This window comes from Pseudomonas sp. JR33AA, from assembly GCF_021378985.1.
GTDB lineage: Bacteria > Pseudomonadota > Gammaproteobacteria > Pseudomonadales > Pseudomonadaceae > Aquipseudomonas > Aquipseudomonas alloputida.
Genome location: NZ_JAJSAW010000003.1, coordinates 381,094 through 397,183 on the forward strand (window position 1 = coordinate 381,094; position 16,090 = coordinate 397,183).

Below are 16,090 nucleotides of genomic sequence, written 5' to 3' on the forward strand. Positions count from 1 at the left end.
TATGGCCGGAAACCGGTGGAAATGATGCTTGGACCTAATGTGGGGGTACGCTTGGGAAATTACAAGCGCTTGCACAGGAAAAGCAGAAAGGGGCCCGTAGGCCCCCTTCTTGCTTGCAACCGAGAACCGGCCATTGCCTGAGTCAGGCGTCTGGCGCGGCTTTGGCTTGCGGCTCGCTGTTTTCGTAAATCATCAGCGGCTGCGACGTACCCTCAATGACGCTCTCGTCGATCACCACCTTGCTGACATCCTTTTTCGAAGGAATCTCATACATGGTATCGAGCAGCACGCCTTCGAGGATCGAGCGCAGGCCACGAGCGCCAGTCTTGCGCTCCAGGGCCTTGCGTGCAACGGCCTTGAGCGCATCGCTGCGGAACTCGAGGTCGACACTTTCCATCTCGAACAGCTTGGCATACTGCTTGGTCAGGGCATTCTTCGGCTCGGTGAGGATCTGCATCAACGCAGCCTCATCCAGCTCGTCAAGGGTAGCCAGTACCGGCAGCCGGCCGACGAATTCCGGAATCAGGCCAAACTTGACCAGATCGTCCGGCTCGACCTCACGCAGGGACTCGCCAACCTTCTTGCCCTCCTCCTTGCTGCGCACTTCGGCGCCAAAACCGATACCACCCTTGGTGGAACGGTTCTGGATGACCTTTTCCAGGCCCGAGAATGCACCACCGCAGATGAACAGGATGTTGCGGGTATCAACCTGCAGGAATTCCTGTTGCGGGTGCTTGCGGCCACCCTGAGGCGGAACCGAGGCCACAGTGCCCTCGATCAGTTTCAGCAGCGCCTGCTGCACGCCCTCACCGGACACATCACGGGTAATCGACGGGTTGTCCGACTTGCGCGAGATCTTGTCGATTTCGTCGATGTAGACAATGCCCATCTGGGCCTTTTCAACGTCGTAGTCGCACTTCTGCAACAACTTCTGGATGATGTTCTCGACGTCCTCACCCACATAACCGGCCTCGGTCAGGGTGGTGGCGTCAGCAATGGTGAACGGTACGTTCAACAGGCGTGCCAGGGTTTCGGCGAGCAGGGTCTTGCCCGAGCCAGTCGGCCCGATGAGCAGGATGTTGCTCTTGCCCAGTTCGACTTCGTCACCCTTCTTGTCACGCTGGTTCAGGCGCTTGTAGTGGTTGTACACCGCTACGGCCAGCACCTTCTTTGCGCGCTCCTGACCAATGACGTACTGGTCAAGGATGCCGCTGATTTCTTTCGGCGAAGGCAATTTGTGCGCGCTGCTCTCGGCCTGGGCTTCCTGCACCTCCTCACGGATGATGTCGTTGCACAGGTCGACGCACTCGTCGCAGATAAATACCGAGGGCCCGGCAATCAGTTTGCGCACTTCGTGCTGGCTTTTGCCGCAGAAGGAGCAATAAAGCAATTTGCCGCTGTCCTCGCCGTTACGGGTGTCAGTCATTCGATCGATCCAATCCGGTAGGCTTGCAACACAAGATGAAGGCAATTGCGGGCTTTTTCAAGTCCGCAGGTAGGCGCTTTCGACGCCCACCTGCTCTGACACCCCGGTTCAGGAGGCCAGTTGCCGCTTGTCATAGACCGAGTCGATCAGACCGTACTCGGCTGCGCGCGAGGCGCTCATGAAGTTGTCACGCTCGGTGTCACGCTTGATGGTCTCGAGATCCTGGCCGGTGTGATAGGCCAGCAGCTCGTTCAGACGGGCCTTGATATTGAGGATTTCCTGGGCGTGGATCTCGATATCGGTGGCCTGACCCTGGAAGCCGCCCAGCGGCTGGTGGATCATCACGCGCGAGTTAGGCAGGCAATGACGCTTGCCCTTGGCACCTGCTGCCAGCAGGAAGGCGCCCATGCTGCAGGCCTGGCCGATGCAGATGGTCGAAACGTCCGGCTTGATGAACTGCATGGTGTCGTAGATCGACATGCCGGCGGTGACGGAACCGCCCGGCGAGTTGATGTACAGATGGATATCCTTGTCCGGGTTTTCCGCCTCAAGGAACAGCAGTTGCGCAACGACGAGGTTGGCCATGTAGTCCTCTACCGGGCCAACCAGGAAGATCACACGCTCCTTCAACAGGCGCGAGTAGATGTCGTAAGCACGTTCGCCACGGGCGGACTGCTCGATAACCATCGGGACCAGACCACCTGCGGCCTGGATGTCAGGGCTCTGCTGAATATAAGAATTGCGGGACATGTCCTGCGCTCACTCCCAAATAGTCATGGCTTGAATACGCACAAGCCAGCTCGAAGGCTGGCTTGTGGAGGTTTCCTACGAGAGAAGACCGTTACTCAGCAGCGGCAGGAGCCTCGGCTGGTTTAACGGCTTCTTCGTACGAGACCGACTTGTCGGTCACAGTCGCTTTCTGCAGAACAGTATCTACAACTTGTTCTTCCAGCACAACCGAACGCACTTCGTTCAGTTGCTGGTCGTTCTTGTAGTACCAGGCGATGACCTGCTCAGGCTCCTGGTAAGCCGAAGCCATTTCTTCGATCATCTCGCGAACCTTGGCATCGTCCGGCTTCAGCTCGAACTGCTTGACCACTTCGGCCACGATCAGGCCCAGCACGACGCGGCGCTTGGCTTGCTCTTCGAACAGCTCGACTGGCAGCTGCTCAGGCTTGATGTTGCCACCAAACTGCTGAACAGCCTGCACGCGCAGACGGTTGACTTCGTTTTCCAGCAGGGCCTTTGGCACTTCGATCGGGTTGGCGGCCAGCAGACCATCCATGACCTGGTTCTTGACCTTGGTCTTGATCGCCTGACGCAGCTCACGCTCCATGTTCTTGCGAACTTCGGCGCGGAAGCCTTCCAGCGTCGATTCCTTGATGCCGAACTGGGCGAAGAACTCTTCGTTCAGTTCTGGCAGTACAGGTGCCGAAACGCTGTTGACGGTGATGGTGAACTCAGCGGCTTTGCCAGCCAGGTCCAGGTTCTGATAGTCCTCTGGGAAGGTCACGTTGACAACGCGCTCTTCACCAGCCTTGGCGCCTACCAGCCCCTCTTCGAAGCCTGGGATCATGCGGCCGGAGCCCAGCACCAGCAGGGTGCCCTTGGCCGAACCACCGGCAAACGCTTCACCGTCGACCTTGCCGACGAAGTCGATGTTGACCTGGTCGTCATTCTGCGCAGCGCGCTCGACGGCCTCGAAGCGGGTGTTCTGCTTGCGCAGCACTTCCAGCATGTTGTCCAGGTCGCTGTCAGCCACTTCGGCGCTCAGGCGCTCGACCTTGATCGACTCCAGGCCCGCGACAGTGAACTCAGGGAACACTTCGAAGATGGCGACGAACTCCAGATCCTTGCCCTTTTCGAAGGACTTGGGCTCTACAGCCGGGGCGCCAGCCGGGTTCAGCTTCTGCTCGACGATGGCTTCGTAGAAGGAGGCCTGGACCAGGTCACCGAACGCTTCTTGACGGGCGTCCGCCTCGAAACGCTGACGGATCACGGTCATCGGTACTTTACCAGGACGGAAGCCCGCAATCTTGGCGCGCTTGGCAGTCTGCTGCAGACGCTTGTTGACTTCGTTCTCGACGCGCTCGGCCGGAACGGCGATGGTCATGCGGCGCTCGAGAGCGGAAGTGTTTTCAACAGAAACTTGCATGGATATTCCTCGTTGCACAGACGTTAGCCGGCGTTAGCCCGACTCCAGAATCAAGGGCAAACATTCTAGTGAGTCACGCAGCAGAAGTCACCCCACACGGGACGACTGAAAACAACGCCGGTCGATTAACTTTCAAGGCCCGTACGGCACAGCGCCAGGCCTGCTTTCAACAGGGGCTGCACGGCGCCGGAGGGCGGCCTGCAGCCGAAATACTTTGTCAAACAACTACCAGCAACGCCTTCGCTTCCTTTATTCAGGATCAATGTCGTTGAACTGGCAGTATTCCTCCCATTCCAGCCCCAGCGCCTCGGCCACTTCACGGTGCGTTTCCAGGCGCATGGCCTGCAGCTGCTCCGGGGATTCAGCAATCAATTGCAGCGCCAACTCCCAGGGCTCAATACCCTGCTCCTCGGCGGCATCCTCGAATGCCCACTCAATCTGCTGGGCCTGCTCGCCCGCATCCAGCTCGCGGATCTCCTCGAGCAACTGCGGATTGGCTTCGGCAAAGCGCTGCAGCGCCAGGGCCTGACGGGCTTCTTTTGCAATCATCGTGGTGTCCTTTGCCAGCCAAACGAGCCGGTGTTTCAACCGGCTGAAATCTAACAGCTTTTATTGGGGCGCCACCAGTGGATTACAAGGGGCGGGAGGTGATTTGGCCGAGCGGTGGCTGACCACGACATTTTCAGCGCCTGCGAGATCGAGCGCCGCCCGCGCGGCGCATCGCGAGCAAGCTCGCTCCACATTTGTTTCGGGCCAATTATTCCTGGGGCAGACGCGCATGCCCCCTTGGCGCTCACCTCGATATCTTGGGGGGCAAACAGGGCGGTCGCGCGCGCAGGCACAGGCGAAACCGGCCCGAAACAAATGTAGGAGCGAGCTTGCTCGCGATGCGCCGCGCGGGCGGCGCTCGATCTACGCATCACCACAAAAACCAAGGCAGGCACCTTGTTTACCCGACACGATATCGAGGAGAAACATCAGGAGCCACGCGCGCGACGCTCAACCTCAAACAAAGACACCAAAACACCGAAGGCATGCACCCCACAGCCCCAAAACAAAAAGGCGCCCGATCTCACGATCTAGGCGCCTTTCAGGAATATGGGGTGGACGATGGGAATCGAACCCACGACAACTGGAATCACAATCCAGCGCTCTACCAACTGAGCTACGCCCACCATATTGCGGTCCTGCGGTACAACCTTACAGAAGCATGGTGCGGACGAAGAGACTCGAACTCTTACAGCTTGCGCCGCTGGAACCTAAATCCAGTGTGTCTACCAATTTCACCACGTCCGCGTAACGCTTAAAACAAAGGCGCCAGATGCTATCGAGGCGCCCTTGAAAAATATGGGGTGGACGATGGGAATCGAACCCACGACAACTGGAATCACAATCCAGCGCTCTACCAACTGAGCTACGCCCACCATATTGCATTACAGCCTACTTGCTTGCCAAAGCTGCCTAATGGCGCACCCGGCAGGACTCGAACCTGCGACCATCCGCTTAGAAGGCGGATGCTCTATCCAGCTGAGCTACGGGCGCTTAAGCTTGAAGCCTAACCGAACGAGACGCTAACAAGGAACTGTTAAACCACTCATTCTGCCCGACTTAGCCAACCAGTGCTAGGCTGTGCCCGACAAGTGCGGCGAATCTTATAGTCGACCCCGAAAGTCGTCAACACCTTTTTCGAAAAAATTTAAATTATTTAAGGGGTTAGGGGATTTGCCCGACCACCCGCCTTTGCCCTTGGCCCATGTCGTGCGAGAATGCCCGTTCTTTATTGTTCCTTCTCGATGGTTAATCACGCGTCTATGACTGCACACCTAATCGATGGCAAGGCTATCGCCGCCAGCCTGCGCCAGCAGATCGCTCAACGTGTCGTGGAGCGTCGCCAGCAAGGCCTGCGTACGCCGGGCCTGGCAGTGATCCTGGTCGGCACCGACCCCGCCTCCCAAGTCTATGTCTCGCACAAGCGCAAGGACTGCGAAGAGGTCGGCTTCATTTCGCAGGCTTTCGACCTGCCCAGCGAGACCACGCAGCAAGCCCTGACCGAGCTGATCGACCGTCTCAATGACGACCCGGCCGTCGACGGCATCCTGCTGCAATTGCCGCTGCCGGCACACCTGGACGCCTCCTTGCTGCTCGAGCGCATTCGCCCGGACAAGGATGTGGACGGCTTCCATCCGTACAACATCGGCCGCCTGGCCCAGCGTATTCCACTGCTGCGCCCGTGCACACCGAAAGGCATCATGACCCTGCTGGAAAGCACCGGCCAGGACCTGTACGGCATGAACGCGGTGATCGTCGGCGCGTCCAACATCGTAGGCCGCCCGATGGCCATGGAACTGCTGCTGGCCGGCTGCACCGTGACCGTCTGCCACCGCTTCACCAAGGACCTGGCCGGCCATGTCGGGCGAGCCGACCTGGTGGTCGTGGCTGCCGGCAAGCCGGGCCTGGTCAAGGGTGAGTGGGTCAAGGAAGGCGCCATCGTCATCGACGTGGGCATCAACCGCCAGGAAGACGGCAAGCTGGTCGGCGACGTGGTGTACGAGACTGCCCTGCCACGCGCCGGCTGGATCACACCGGTGCCGGGCGGCGTTGGCCCGATGACCCGGGCGTGTCTGCTGGAGAACACGCTGTATGCGGCAGAAGAGCTGCACAAGTAATACCGCGTGATGCGAAAACGGCACCTTTTGCAGGTGCCGTTTTTTTTGCCCGTGACGGATGACCGCTGCGCGAACGAACCTGCTCTTGCAATTCGATTGTCCGTCCCCCAGGAGGGATGGAAGCCACCACGGTGTTCAGCCGATCACTTCCTGGCCGCCTCCCAGGATTTCAGCAGTTCGGTGTAGCTGACTGTCTCACCCTTGGGCTTTTCGTTGGCCAGCTTGGCTTTCGGCGCACCCGGCTGGTCGAACCAGTACTGGGCGTCCTTCTCCGGGTTCAGCTTGGGTGCACACGTCGCCTGGGCATTGGAGCGTTGCAGGCGCTCCATCATGCGGTCCTGGTCGCGGGCCAGCCCATCCAGGGCCTGCTGCGGGGTCTTTTCGCCACTGGCTACTTCGGCGATATGGCTCCACCACAACTGCGCCAACCGCGGGTAGTCCGGCACGTTGGTGCCGGTCGGCGTCCACTGCACCCGCGCAGGGCTGCGATAGAACTCCACCAGCCCACCGAGCTTGGGTGCCAACTCGGTCATGGCCTGGGAGTTGATGTCCGACTCACGAATCGGCGTCAGGCCGACGATTGTCTTTTTCAGCGATACGGTCTTTGAGGTGACGAACTGGGCGTACAGCCACGCCGCCAAGCGTTGCTTCTCGGGGGTGGACTTGAAGAAGGTCCACGAGCCGGTGTCCTGGTAGCCGAGCTTCATCCCCTCTTCCCAGTAGGGCCCCTTCGGTGAAGGCGCCATGCGCCACTTCGGCGTGCCGTCGGCATTCACCACCGGCAAGCCGGGCTTCGTCATGTCGGCGGTGAACGCGGTGTACCAGAATATCTGCTGGGCAATGTTGCCTTGCGCCGGCACCGGGCCGGCTTCAGAGAAAGTCATGCCCTGCGCTTCCTTGGGCGCGTAAGCACGCATCCAGTCCACGTACTTCTGCGTGGCATAGACGGCGGCCGGCCCATTGGTGTCGCCGCCGCGGGTCACGCTGGAACCCACCGGATGGCAGTCCTCCACGCGAATGCCCCATTCATCGACCGGCAAACCATTGGGCAGGCCCTTGTCGCCGCCGCCGGCCATCGAGAACCAGGCATCGGTGAAGCGCCAGCCCAGTGACGGGTCTTTCTTGCCGTAGTCCATGTGCCCGTAGACGCGCTTGCCGTCGATCTCCTTGACGTCTTCGGTGAAGAACTTGGCGATGTCCTCGTACGCCGACCAGTTTACGGGCACCCCCAGTTCATAGCCGTACTTCTCTTTGAACCTGGCCTTCAACTCAGGCCTTTCGAACCAGTCGGCGCGGAACCAGTACAGGTTGGCGAACTGCTGGTCGGGCAGTTGGTAGACCTTGCCATCAGGCGCAGTGGTAAAGGAAATACCGATGAAGTCCTTAAGGTCGAGGGTCGGCGAGGTGTAGGCTTTGCCCTCGTTGGCCATCAGGTCAGTGATCGATTCCACTTTGCCGTAGCGAAAGTGCGTACCGATCAGGTCGGAGTCGTTGACCCAGCCGTCATAGATGTTCTTGTCCGACTGCATCTGCGTCTGCAGTTTTTCCACCACGTCGCCTTCCTGCAGCAGGTCGTGGGTCAACTGGATGCCGGTGATCTCACTGAAAGCCTTGGCCAGCACCTTGGATTCGTATTCATGGGTGGTGATGGTTTCCGACACAACGTTGATCTTCATCCCGCGAAACGGCTCGGCTGCCTTGATGAACCACTGCAATTCGGCCAACTGCTGTTCGGGGGTAAGGGTCGAAGGCTTGAACTCACTGCCGATCCATTTCTTTGCCGCCTCTTCGTACTGGTCGGCCCAGGCTGAGCCTTGCACGCTGGCCAGTACCAGCAACGCGGCCAGGGTCAAATGTCGCCTGTTGTGTTTGTTGTCGAACATTGTGATCTCCCGTTTCAGTTATCCCACAGGGCTACTCGCTCAGCCCCAGCGCAACACCACCGCCAGCCACGCCAGCGACAGCAGCGAGGCCACCCACAAGGGCCAGTCGCTGACACCGACCACCAGCAGGTGCAGGTAGGCGCCGGCCAGCAGCCCGATGAACAAACGGTCACCACGGCTGGTGACCAGCGGCAAAAAGCCCCGTCGCTCTACGCAGGGGCGACGCAGTTCAAGCAGGGTCATACCCAGCAGCAGTAGGCCCACAGCGGCGAAGAACAGCGCTGTCGGCAGGGTCCAGGCCATCCAGTCCATGCGTTGCCCTCCTCACACCCGGCCCAGGGCGAAGCCCTTGGCAACATGATTGCGCACGAACCAGATCACCAGCATGCCCGGCAAGATGGTCAGCACCCCCGCCGCCGCCAGCACACCCCAGTCAATACCCGAGGCCGACACCGTGCGGGTCATCACCGCGGCAATCGGCTTGGCATTCACCGAGGTCAGGGTGCGCGCCAGCAGCAGTTCGACCCAGGAGAACATGAAACAGAAAAACGCCGTGACGCCGATGCCGGAGCCAATCAGCGGCATGAAGATCTTCACGAAGAAGCGCGGAAAACTGTAGCCGTCAATGTAGGCAGTTTCGTCGATTTCCCTTGGCACGCCCGACATGAAACCCTCCAGGATCCACACCGCCAGCGGGACGTTGAACAGGCAATGGGCCAGCGCCACGGCGATGTGGGTATCGAACAGCCCGATCGATGAGTACAACTGGAAGAAAGGCAGCAGGAACACCGCCGGTGGCGCCATGCGGTTGGTCAGCAGCCAGAAGAACAGGTGGCGGTCGCCGAGAAAGCGGTAGCGCGAGAAAGCATAGGCCGCCGGCAACGCCACCAGCAGCGAAATCAGTGTGTTCAGGCATACGTAGTACAGCGAGTTGATGTAGCCGCTGTACCAGCTGGCGTCGGTGAAGATCACTCGGTAGTTGTCGAGTGTGAATGCCTGCGGCCACAGGGTGAGGCCGCCAAGGATCTCGGCGTTGCTCTTGAACGACATGTTCAGCAACCAGTAGATCGGCACCAGCAGGAAGAAGAAGTACAGCAGCAGGGCCATTGATTTGCGTGTGCTCATGGCCTAGTCCTTGTCGGCATGGGTCATGGCTGTGTAGAACAGCCACGACACCAGCAGGATGATCAGGAAGTACACCAGCGAAAACGCTGCCGCCGGCCCCAGGTCGAACTGCCCAACGGCCATGCGCGTGAGGGTCTGGCTGAGGAACGTGGTCGCGTTGCCTGGCCCGCCGCCGGTCAGCACGAAAGGCTCGGTGTAGATCATGAAACTGTCCATGAAACGCAGCATCAACGCGATCACCAGCACGTTCTTGAGCTTGGGCAGCTGGATATGGCGAAACACCGCCCAGCCCGAGGCCCGATCGATGCGCGCGGCCTGGTAGTACACGTCGGGGATCGCACGCAGCCCCGAATAGCACAGCAACGCCACCAATGAAGTCCAGTGCCAGACATCCATCACCAGCACGGTGAGCCAGGCGTCGAACGGGTCACCGGCGTAGTTGTAGCTGACCCCGAGCTTGGCCAGGGAAGCGCCAAGCAGGCCGATGTCGGCACGGCCGAAAATCTGCCAGATAGTGCCGACCACGTTCCACGGGATCAGCAACGGAATGGCCATGACGATCAGGCACACCGAGGCCATACGGCCCTTGGTTGGCATGGTCAGGGCGATGCCGATACCCAGCGGGATCTCGATCAGCAGTACACAGGCCGAGTAGATGAACTGGCGCAGCAATGCGTCATGCAGCGCCGGGTCGCGCAGTACCTGGCGGTACCAGTCGGCGCCGACGAAGTAGCGGCTGGACTGGTCGAAGATGTCTTGCACCGAGTAGTTGACCACCGTCATCATCGGCACCACCGCGCTGAACGCGACCAGCAGGAACACTGGCAGCGCCAGCCACCAGGCCTTGTTGTTCGGCACCTTGTTGTTCATGGCCCGGCCTCCAGCAGCACATCGTCGACATACAGCATCAGCCACTGCGCCGGCAGGCTGACCCAGGCCTGGTTCACAGGTAACGGGCGGTCCTCACCCAGCCTCGCCTTGAGCGCGACACCGCCCAGTTCGAGGGTGACGATGCGATAGGTACCCAGGTCTTCGACGTCCAGCACCCGTGCCGGGTAGGCACCCTCGAACGGGCTGTCCCACAGCTGCACGAACTCCGGGCGAATGCCCACCTGCAGCCGCCCGCCCGCCCGTGCAGCCAGGCGCTCGCCCAGGCCATCGGGCAGTCCCAGCCGGACATCGCCGAACACCACCGCGCCGGCCTCGGCATGCACGTCGATCAGGTTCATCCCAGGGCTACCGATGAAGTAACCGACGAACGTATGCCGCGGTCGCTCGAACAGCTCGCGCGGTGTGCCGAACTGGACGATGCGTCCGCCGTGCATCACCGCGATCTTGTCGGCGAAGGTCGAGGCCTCCAACTGGTCATGGGTGACGTAGATCATGGTGATATTGAACTGCTCATGGATCTGCTTCAGCTTGCGCCGCAGCTTCCACTTCAGATGCGGGTCGATCACCGTCAGAGGCTCGTCGAACAGGATCGCCGACACGTCATCGCGCACCAGGCCACGCCCCATGGAGACTTTCTGCTTCTCATCGGCTGAGAGGTTGCGTGCCTTCCTGCGCAACACGGCCGTCAGTTCGAGCACGTCGGCAATTTCTTCCACCCGGGCACGCACCCGGGTTTCATCGAGCCCCTGGTTGCGCAAGGGGAAGGCCAGGTTGTCGAACACCGTCATGGTGTCGTACACCACAGGGAACTGGAACACCTGGGCGATATTGCGCGCCTGCGGGGACAGCTGGTTGACCGGCTTGCCGTCGAACAGCACCTCGCCATGAGACGGCGTCAGCAGCCCGGAAATGATATTGAGCAAGGTCGACTTGCCGCAGCCCGACGGCCCGAGCAACGCATAGGCACCGCCCTGCTCCCACACATGTTCGAGTGCGTGCAGGGCATAGTCTGCCTCGCTGGCGGGCTGGCTGCTGTAACTGTGCGCCAGCTGGCGCAGGCGGATTTCGGCCATCACCCTCTCCTCGCCTGGCGCAGCCCCGGGGCCTGCACCAACACCCCGGCGCTGTCGAAAACGAACAGCTTGTGCGTGGGGATGAACACGCGTATCGGCGTGTCCACCTGGTATTCGTGCACCCCGGGAAGGTGCAGCACCATGCGCCAGTATTCGTTGCGCACATGCAGAAATGTTTCTGACCCACTGATCTCGGCCAACTCCACCAGCACCGCCAGCTCCAGGTCATCGTCATGGGCCGGCACCAGCGCGATATGGCTGGGGCGCACGCCGAAGCGGTAGTCACCCTCGGCCAGCGGCTGCAGGTCGGCATTGCGGGCAAAGTGCACGGTCTGGGCCAGGCTCACCTCGTTACCTGTGATACGGCCAGGCACCAGGTTGATCGGCGGCTCGGAAAACAACTCGGCAGCCAGCACGCTGCAGGGGCGCTGATAGACCTCGGCGGTGGGCCCGCTCTGCACGATGCGGCCTTCGTGTACAAGCGTGGTGGTGCCGCCCAGCGCCAGCGCCTCGTTGGGCTCGGTGGTGGCGTACACCGCAATGCAATGGCGCGCCGCGAACAGCTCGCGCAGCTCCTGGCGCAGGCCTTCGCGCAACTTGTAGTCGAGGTTGACCAATGGCTCGTCGAAGAGGATCAACGCGGCATCCTTGACCAACGCCCTGGCCATCGCCGTGCGTTGCTGCTGGCCACCAGAGAGCTCCAGTGGCAGGCGTTGCAGGTAGGTTTCGATGCGCAGCATCTCGGCAGTTTCCTGCACCCGCCGTCGGATCTGATCCTCGGCCATGCGCGCCTGACGCAGCGGCGAGGCGATGTTTTCGTACACGCTCAAGGTCGGGTAATTGATGAATTGCTGATACACCATCGACACATTGCGCTGCCGTACCGGCACACCGGTGACGTCCTGGCCATCCATCAGCACCCGCCCCAGGTCCGGGCGGTCCAGCCCGGCCATCAGGCGCATCAGGCTGGTCTTGCCGGCCAGGGTGCGTCCCAGCAGCACATTGAACGAACCAGGCTCGAAACGCAGTGACGCATCGACGATCCACGGCTGGTTGTCGACGCTACGGCTGACCTGCTCCAGCACCAGGGACATGGCGTGGCCTTTTTGCGATTGTTGTCTGCCGGGTACAGCCAGTTCCGTGCCAGTCCTTCGCCAATGCTCTGGTCCGGGGCCTGGGTGGCAGCGCTGGCAAATCGCGGGCTCGCAGGTGAACACAATCACTGCACAACTGAACACTTGCCCGTTTGACAATGAACAGCCGTGAACAACACTGAACGGCGGCCGCCCCATAACGACAATCACACAGGACAGGCCCATGGCCGCATCCACTTCGACCCACACCCAACTGATCCAGGCTTCCTGGGACCGCTGCCGCGACCACGGCTTACAGCCACAGCACGCGCCAGACTTCGACTGCCTGTCCCGCGCCGAGCTCAGCGCCCTGCTGGAGCGGCGCCAAAACCTGCTGCGCCTGACCCGCGAGGAAGTGCTACCGCACTACGCGCACCTCTTGGGTAACGCCAGCTACCTGGTGATGCTGGCCGATGCCAGTGGCTGCCTGCTCGACAGCTGGGGCTCGCGGCGTTTCATCGAACCGCGCCAGCACCATGGTTTCAGTGCCGGCGCCCATTGGCACGAACGTGGCGTCGGCACCAATGCCCTGGGCACCACACTGGTTTGCGCCGAAGCGATTCACGTCGGCCAGGACGAACACTTCCTGCGCCAGAACCGCTACATGTCCAGCGCCGCCGCCCCCCTGTTCGACGCCGCACGGCAGCTGGTCGGGGGGCTCGACGTGGCCAGCGACGGCTACCTGCCGGCCAGCCAGACGCTTGGGCTGGTGCGCATGATGGGCCAGAGCCTGGAAAACCGCCTGATCCTCGCCGAACATGCTGGCCAGCATGCACAACTGATCTTCAACAGCGCCTCCGACAACCTCGACAGCCCTTGGGCCGGCTTGCTGGTATTCGATGAGCGCGGACAGGTGTTGGCCGCCAATCACCGGGCCGATAGCCTGCTCGGCGTCAACCCGCTGCGGCAAAACATCGAGCAACTGTTCCAGTTACCCCTGCAACAGCTGCTCAGCCATCCCCACCAACAGCCCTTCGCTCTGCAGGCCACCGGGCGCAACCGCTTTCACTGCCAGTGGCACCCCCCACGCGAAACCACTCCGCGCCCCGAAGCCGGCAGTGCCGAGCCGCGCCTGGAAAAAGCCTTGATACAAGCCGGCCTGCTATTGGAAAAGGACATCCCGGTGTTGGTGGAGGGTGAAACAGGGGTTGGCAAAGAAGTGTTCGTCGACACCCTGCACAGGGCCAGCAGCCGCGCCAGGCAGCGGCTGGTCGCCGTAAATTGTGCGGCGATCCCGGCCGAGCTGGTGGAGTCGGAACTGTTCGGCTATGACAAAGGCGCGTTCACCGGCGCCCACCACAAGGGCAACCCGGGGCTCATCCGCAAGGCCGACCACGGCATCCTGTTTCTGGATGAGATTGGCGAAATGCCACTGCCCACCCAGGCCCGCCTACTGCGCGTACTGCAGTCGCGCAGCATCCAGCCGCTGGGCAGTGGCGAACCGGTTGCGGTGGATATCCGTGTGGTGTCGGCGAGCAATCGCAATTTGGCCGAAGAAGTGCGCGCCGGGCGCTTTCGCCAGGACCTGTACTACCGCATCGCCGGGCTGACGCTGGTGCTGCCCCCCCTGCGCGAACGCGGTGACCGGCGCCAGCTGATCGAGCAGGTGCATGCCCGCTACCGCGAGCCGGGGCAACCTGCGCGGCTGCCCCCGGCCATTATCGACCTGTTCGATCAACACCCCTGGCCGGGCAACCTGCGCGAACTGGTGAGTGTGCTGCAGGTGGCGTTGGCGTTGGCGGCCAACGGGCCGGTCGGCGTCGAGCACCTTCCAGCGGGTTTTCTGGCCGAGTCGAAAACGCCGGTGCCGATAGCGACTGAAGAGACGGACCTGCAGGGGCTGGTCGAGCAAGCCAATGGCAACCTGTCGGCGGTGGCACGCCGACTGGGTATCAGCCGCACCACACTGTACAAGCGGTTGCGTGAGCGATGAATCGATTGGCCCTGAAGCGCGCCGCACCGAAGGTCTGCGAAGCCACCCCTGATCGACAAGCAGGTGGCGCCGCCGTGCAGGTCAAGACCACGGCCCGATGATGGCCTTCAAGGGTCACGCCACTGCACTGGCTGCCGGTAGGCCTGGGCCCAGGCTTGCACTTCACTGGCGGGCATCGGCCTGGCAATGCAGTAACCCTGCGCCAGCTCGCAGCCCAGGCCCATCAGTACCCGGCCGTGCTCGATACTCTCCAGCCCCTCGGCAATCACCTCGCGGCCAAAGGTCCGCGCCAGACCGATCACCGCCTCCGTCAGCGCCAGGTCGTCCTGGTCATGAAGGATGTCACGCACGAACGACTGGTCGATCTTGATCGTCTGGGTCGGCAAGCGTTTCAGGTAACTCAACGACGAATAACCGGTGCCGAAATCGTCCAGCGAGAAACGCACACCCAGCGCACGACAGGCATCCAGGCAGCGGCTGACATGCTGCAGGTTATCGATGGCTACCGATTCGACGATTTCCAGATCCAGCCGCGCCGGCTCCACCCCCGGGTACGCTGCCAGCAACTGCTGCAGGCGCTCGGCAAAGTCACTGCGCTGCAAATGCCGCGCGGCGATATTCACGCTCAGCGACCAGGGCTGCCCTTGGCACTGCCAGGCCTGCAACTGGCTCAACGCCTGCCCGATCACCCACTCGCCGATCTCGACGATCAGGTCGGTCTGCTCTACCCATGGCAGAAAATCGCCAGGCGGCACCACGCCACGGCCTGGCCGCTGCCAGCGCAATAAACCCTCGAAGCCCAGTACCTTGCCACTGCGCAGGTTGACCTTGGGCTGGTAGTAAAGGCACAGCTCACCGTTGCGCAGCGCCCGGCGCACACGCGCCACGGTCTGGTGGGTGGCCTTGAGCTCCTGTTCCTGCGACACGTCGAACAGGTGGTAGCGGTTGCGCCCGCGCTGCTTGGCCACATACATGGCCTGGTCGGCGTGGCGCACCAGGGTGTCGGCGTCTTCGTCATCCTGCGGGTACAGGGTCACGCCGATACTGGCGCTGAGCGACAGCGTATGCTCACGCACCACACAAGGCGCCGCCAATGCACGCAATACCCGCTGCAGGGCTGCATGAAGCTGGTGCTCATCATCGACATCGCGCAGGATCAGCACGAATTCGTCACCCGACAGCCGGGCCACGGCATCCCCACCGCGCAGGATACTCTTCAGGCGCTGCGCCACTTCCACCAGCAGCAGGTCACCCACGGCATGCCCGTAGCCGTCGTTGACCGCCTTGAAACCATCCAGGTCGAGCATGCACACCGCCAGCGAGATGCTTTCGCGGCGCGAGTAGGCCAGGGCCTGGCTCAGCAGGTCGGACAGGTAGGCGCGGTTGGGCAGGCCGGTGAGCACATCATGGCCCACCCGCCACTGCAAGGTATGCAGCAGCTGGCGCTTCTCCGTGACGTCAAAGCGGATCGACACATACTTGCGCACCTGGCCTGTAAGCGGATCGACCAATGGCACCATGGTGCTGTCCACCCAGTACAACGAACCGTCCTTGGACCGGTTGCAGATCTCGCCCTTCCACACCCGCCCGGCGACCAAGGCCCGCCACATGCCGACAAAGAACGTCGGTTCATGCAGCCCGGAATTGAGGATGCGATGGTTGGCCCCCAGCAGTTCATCACGGCTGTAGCCCGAGATGCTGCAGAACTGCTGATTGACGTAGGTGATGTTCCCACGCAGGTCGGTTTCCGAAAAGATCGCGGCCGCGTCCACGGCCGCGCGATAGTTATCATCCATAAAGCATCC

Annotated in this window: 13 protein-coding genes and 4 tRNA genes; 2 read left to right on the forward strand and 15 right to left on the reverse strand. The window is 61.6% G+C overall.

The window, feature by feature from the left end; all coding sequences use genetic code 11:
- Positions 1–142: 142 nt before the first annotated feature.
- The 8 genes from clpX to LVS58_RS07985 form a co-directional block, all read right to left on the reverse strand.
- Positions 143–1,426, reverse strand: a complete 1,284-nt coding sequence (gene clpX / locus LVS58_RS07950; protein ID WP_003250242.1) for an ATP-dependent Clp protease ATP-binding subunit ClpX — start codon at positions 1,424–1,426, stop codon at positions 143–145.
- Positions 1,427–1,534: 108 nt separating this feature from the next.
- Entirely contained in the window at positions 1,535–2,176 is a 642-nt protein-coding gene (gene clpP, locus LVS58_RS07955) for an ATP-dependent Clp endopeptidase proteolytic subunit ClpP (protein WP_233690586.1), read from the reverse strand.
- A 91-nt stretch (positions 2,177–2,267) separates the two neighbouring features.
- Positions 2,268–3,581 (reverse strand): trigger factor, encoded by a 1,314-nt coding sequence (gene tig, locus LVS58_RS07960; protein WP_014753846.1) that lies wholly within the window; start codon positions 3,579–3,581, stop codon positions 2,268–2,270.
- Between the two features lie 249 nt (positions 3,582–3,830).
- The gene (locus tag LVS58_RS07965; RefSeq protein WP_233690587.1) at positions 3,831–4,130 is read right to left on the reverse strand and encodes a DUF6388 family protein; all 300 of its coding nucleotides are present in this window, start codon (positions 4,128–4,130) and stop codon (positions 3,831–3,833) included.
- Between the two features lie 550 nt (positions 4,131–4,680).
- A tRNA-His gene (locus LVS58_RS07970) sits at positions 4,681–4,756 on the reverse strand.
- Positions 4,757–4,792: 36 nt separating this feature from the next.
- Positions 4,793–4,877: transfer RNA gene (locus tag LVS58_RS07975), tRNA-Leu, on the reverse strand.
- A 52-nt stretch (positions 4,878–4,929) separates the two neighbouring features.
- A tRNA-His gene (locus LVS58_RS07980) sits at positions 4,930–5,005 on the reverse strand.
- Between the two features lie 41 nt (positions 5,006–5,046).
- Positions 5,047–5,123, reverse strand: a tRNA-Arg gene (locus tag LVS58_RS07985).
- Between the two features lie 269 nt (positions 5,124–5,392).
- Here LVS58_RS07985 and folD point away from each other — a divergent pair.
- A complete protein-coding gene (folD, locus tag LVS58_RS07990) occupies positions 5,393–6,247 on the forward strand; it encodes a bifunctional methylenetetrahydrofolate dehydrogenase/methenyltetrahydrofolate cyclohydrolase FolD (protein WP_003250234.1) in 855 nt (284 codons plus the stop codon).
- A 143-nt stretch (positions 6,248–6,390) separates the two neighbouring features.
- On the opposite strand, the gene LVS58_RS07995 is transcribed toward folD, so the two are convergent.
- From LVS58_RS07995 to LVS58_RS08020, 6 genes are read right to left on the reverse strand one after another with little or no spacing between them, the layout of a single operon-like run.
- Complete coding sequence (locus tag LVS58_RS07995) at positions 6,391–8,130, reverse strand: ABC transporter substrate-binding protein (RefSeq protein ID WP_233690588.1); 1,740 nt, start codon at positions 8,128–8,130, stop codon at positions 6,391–6,393.
- Positions 8,131–8,169: 39 nt separating this feature from the next.
- Positions 8,170–8,442: a DUF2160 domain-containing protein gene (locus LVS58_RS08000; RefSeq protein WP_233690589.1), complete on the reverse strand. Its 273-nt coding sequence runs from the start codon at positions 8,440–8,442 to the stop codon at positions 8,170–8,172.
- 12 nt (positions 8,443–8,454) lie between these two features.
- Positions 8,455–9,255, reverse strand: a complete 801-nt coding sequence (locus LVS58_RS08005) for a carbohydrate ABC transporter permease (protein ID WP_233690590.1) — start codon at positions 9,253–9,255, stop codon at positions 8,455–8,457.
- A gap of 3 nt (positions 9,256–9,258) precedes the next feature.
- Positions 9,259–10,125 (reverse strand): carbohydrate ABC transporter permease, encoded by an 867-nt coding sequence (locus tag LVS58_RS08010; RefSeq protein WP_233690591.1) that lies wholly within the window; start codon positions 10,123–10,125, stop codon positions 9,259–9,261.
- On the reverse strand, positions 10,122–11,219 hold the full coding sequence (locus LVS58_RS08015; RefSeq protein WP_233690592.1) for an ABC transporter ATP-binding protein: 1,098 nt from the start codon (positions 11,217–11,219) through the stop codon (positions 10,122–10,124). Before LVS58_RS08015 ends, LVS58_RS08010 begins: the two co-directional genes overlap by 4 nt.
- Positions 11,219–12,313: an ABC transporter ATP-binding protein gene (locus LVS58_RS08020; RefSeq protein ID WP_233690593.1), complete on the reverse strand. Its 1,095-nt coding sequence runs from the start codon at positions 12,311–12,313 to the stop codon at positions 11,219–11,221. Before LVS58_RS08020 ends, LVS58_RS08015 begins: the two co-directional genes overlap by 1 nt.
- 223 nt (positions 12,314–12,536) lie before the next feature.
- Between LVS58_RS08020 and LVS58_RS08025 the strand changes: the two genes are divergently transcribed.
- A complete protein-coding gene (locus LVS58_RS08025) occupies positions 12,537–14,285 on the forward strand; it encodes a sigma-54-dependent Fis family transcriptional regulator (protein WP_233690594.1) in 1,749 nt (582 codons plus the stop codon).
- Between the two features lie 107 nt (positions 14,286–14,392).
- Here the strand turns inward: LVS58_RS08025 and LVS58_RS08030 are convergent, their stop codons facing one another.
- The gene (locus tag LVS58_RS08030; RefSeq protein ID WP_233690595.1) at positions 14,393–16,081 is read right to left on the reverse strand and encodes a putative bifunctional diguanylate cyclase/phosphodiesterase; all 1,689 of its coding nucleotides are present in this window, start codon (positions 16,079–16,081) and stop codon (positions 14,393–14,395) included.
- Positions 16,082–16,090 lie beyond the last annotated feature (9 nt).

Excerpts from the sequence above, each read along its gene's own strand:
- LVS58_RS08000 (WP_233690589.1), bottom strand. The coding sequence starts at position 8,442 with ATGGACTGGATGGCCTGGACCCTGCCGACAGCGCTGTTCTTCGCCGCT.
- LVS58_RS08010 (WP_233690591.1), bottom strand. The coding sequence starts at position 10,125 with ATGAACAACAAGGTGCCGAACAACAAGGCCTGGTGGCTGGCGCTGCCA.
- LVS58_RS08015 (WP_233690592.1), bottom strand. The coding sequence starts at position 11,219 with ATGGCCGAAATCCGCCTGCGCCAGCTGGCGCACAGTTACAGCAGCCAG.
- LVS58_RS08030 (WP_233690595.1), bottom strand. The coding sequence starts at position 16,081 with ATGGATGATAACTATCGCGCGGCCGTGGACGCGGCCGCGATCTTTTCG.
- tig (WP_014753846.1), bottom strand. The coding sequence starts at position 3,581 with ATGCAAGTTTCTGTTGAAAACACTTCCGCTCTCGAGCGCCGCATGACC.
- clpP (WP_233690586.1), bottom strand. The coding sequence starts at position 2,176 with ATGTCCCGCAATTCTTATATTCAGCAGAGCCCTGACATCCAGGCCGCA.
- clpX (WP_003250242.1), bottom strand. The coding sequence starts at position 1,426 with ATGACTGACACCCGTAACGGCGAGGACAGCGGCAAATTGCTTTATTGC.
- folD (WP_003250234.1), top strand. The coding sequence starts at position 5,393 with ATGACTGCACACCTAATCGATGGCAAGGCTATCGCCGCCAGCCTGCGC.
- LVS58_RS08025 (WP_233690594.1), top strand. The coding sequence starts at position 12,537 with ATGGCCGCATCCACTTCGACCCACACCCAACTGATCCAGGCTTCCTGG.
- LVS58_RS08005 (WP_233690590.1), bottom strand. The coding sequence starts at position 9,255 with ATGAGCACACGCAAATCAATGGCCCTGCTGCTGTACTTCTTCTTCCTG.
- LVS58_RS07995 (WP_233690588.1), bottom strand. The coding sequence starts at position 8,130 with ATGTTCGACAACAAACACAACAGGCGACATTTGACCCTGGCCGCGTTG.
- LVS58_RS08020 (WP_233690593.1), bottom strand. The coding sequence starts at position 12,313 with ATGTCCCTGGTGCTGGAGCAGGTCAGCCGTAGCGTCGACAACCAGCCG.
- LVS58_RS07965 (WP_233690587.1), bottom strand. The coding sequence starts at position 4,130 with ATGATTGCAAAAGAAGCCCGTCAGGCCCTGGCGCTGCAGCGCTTTGCC.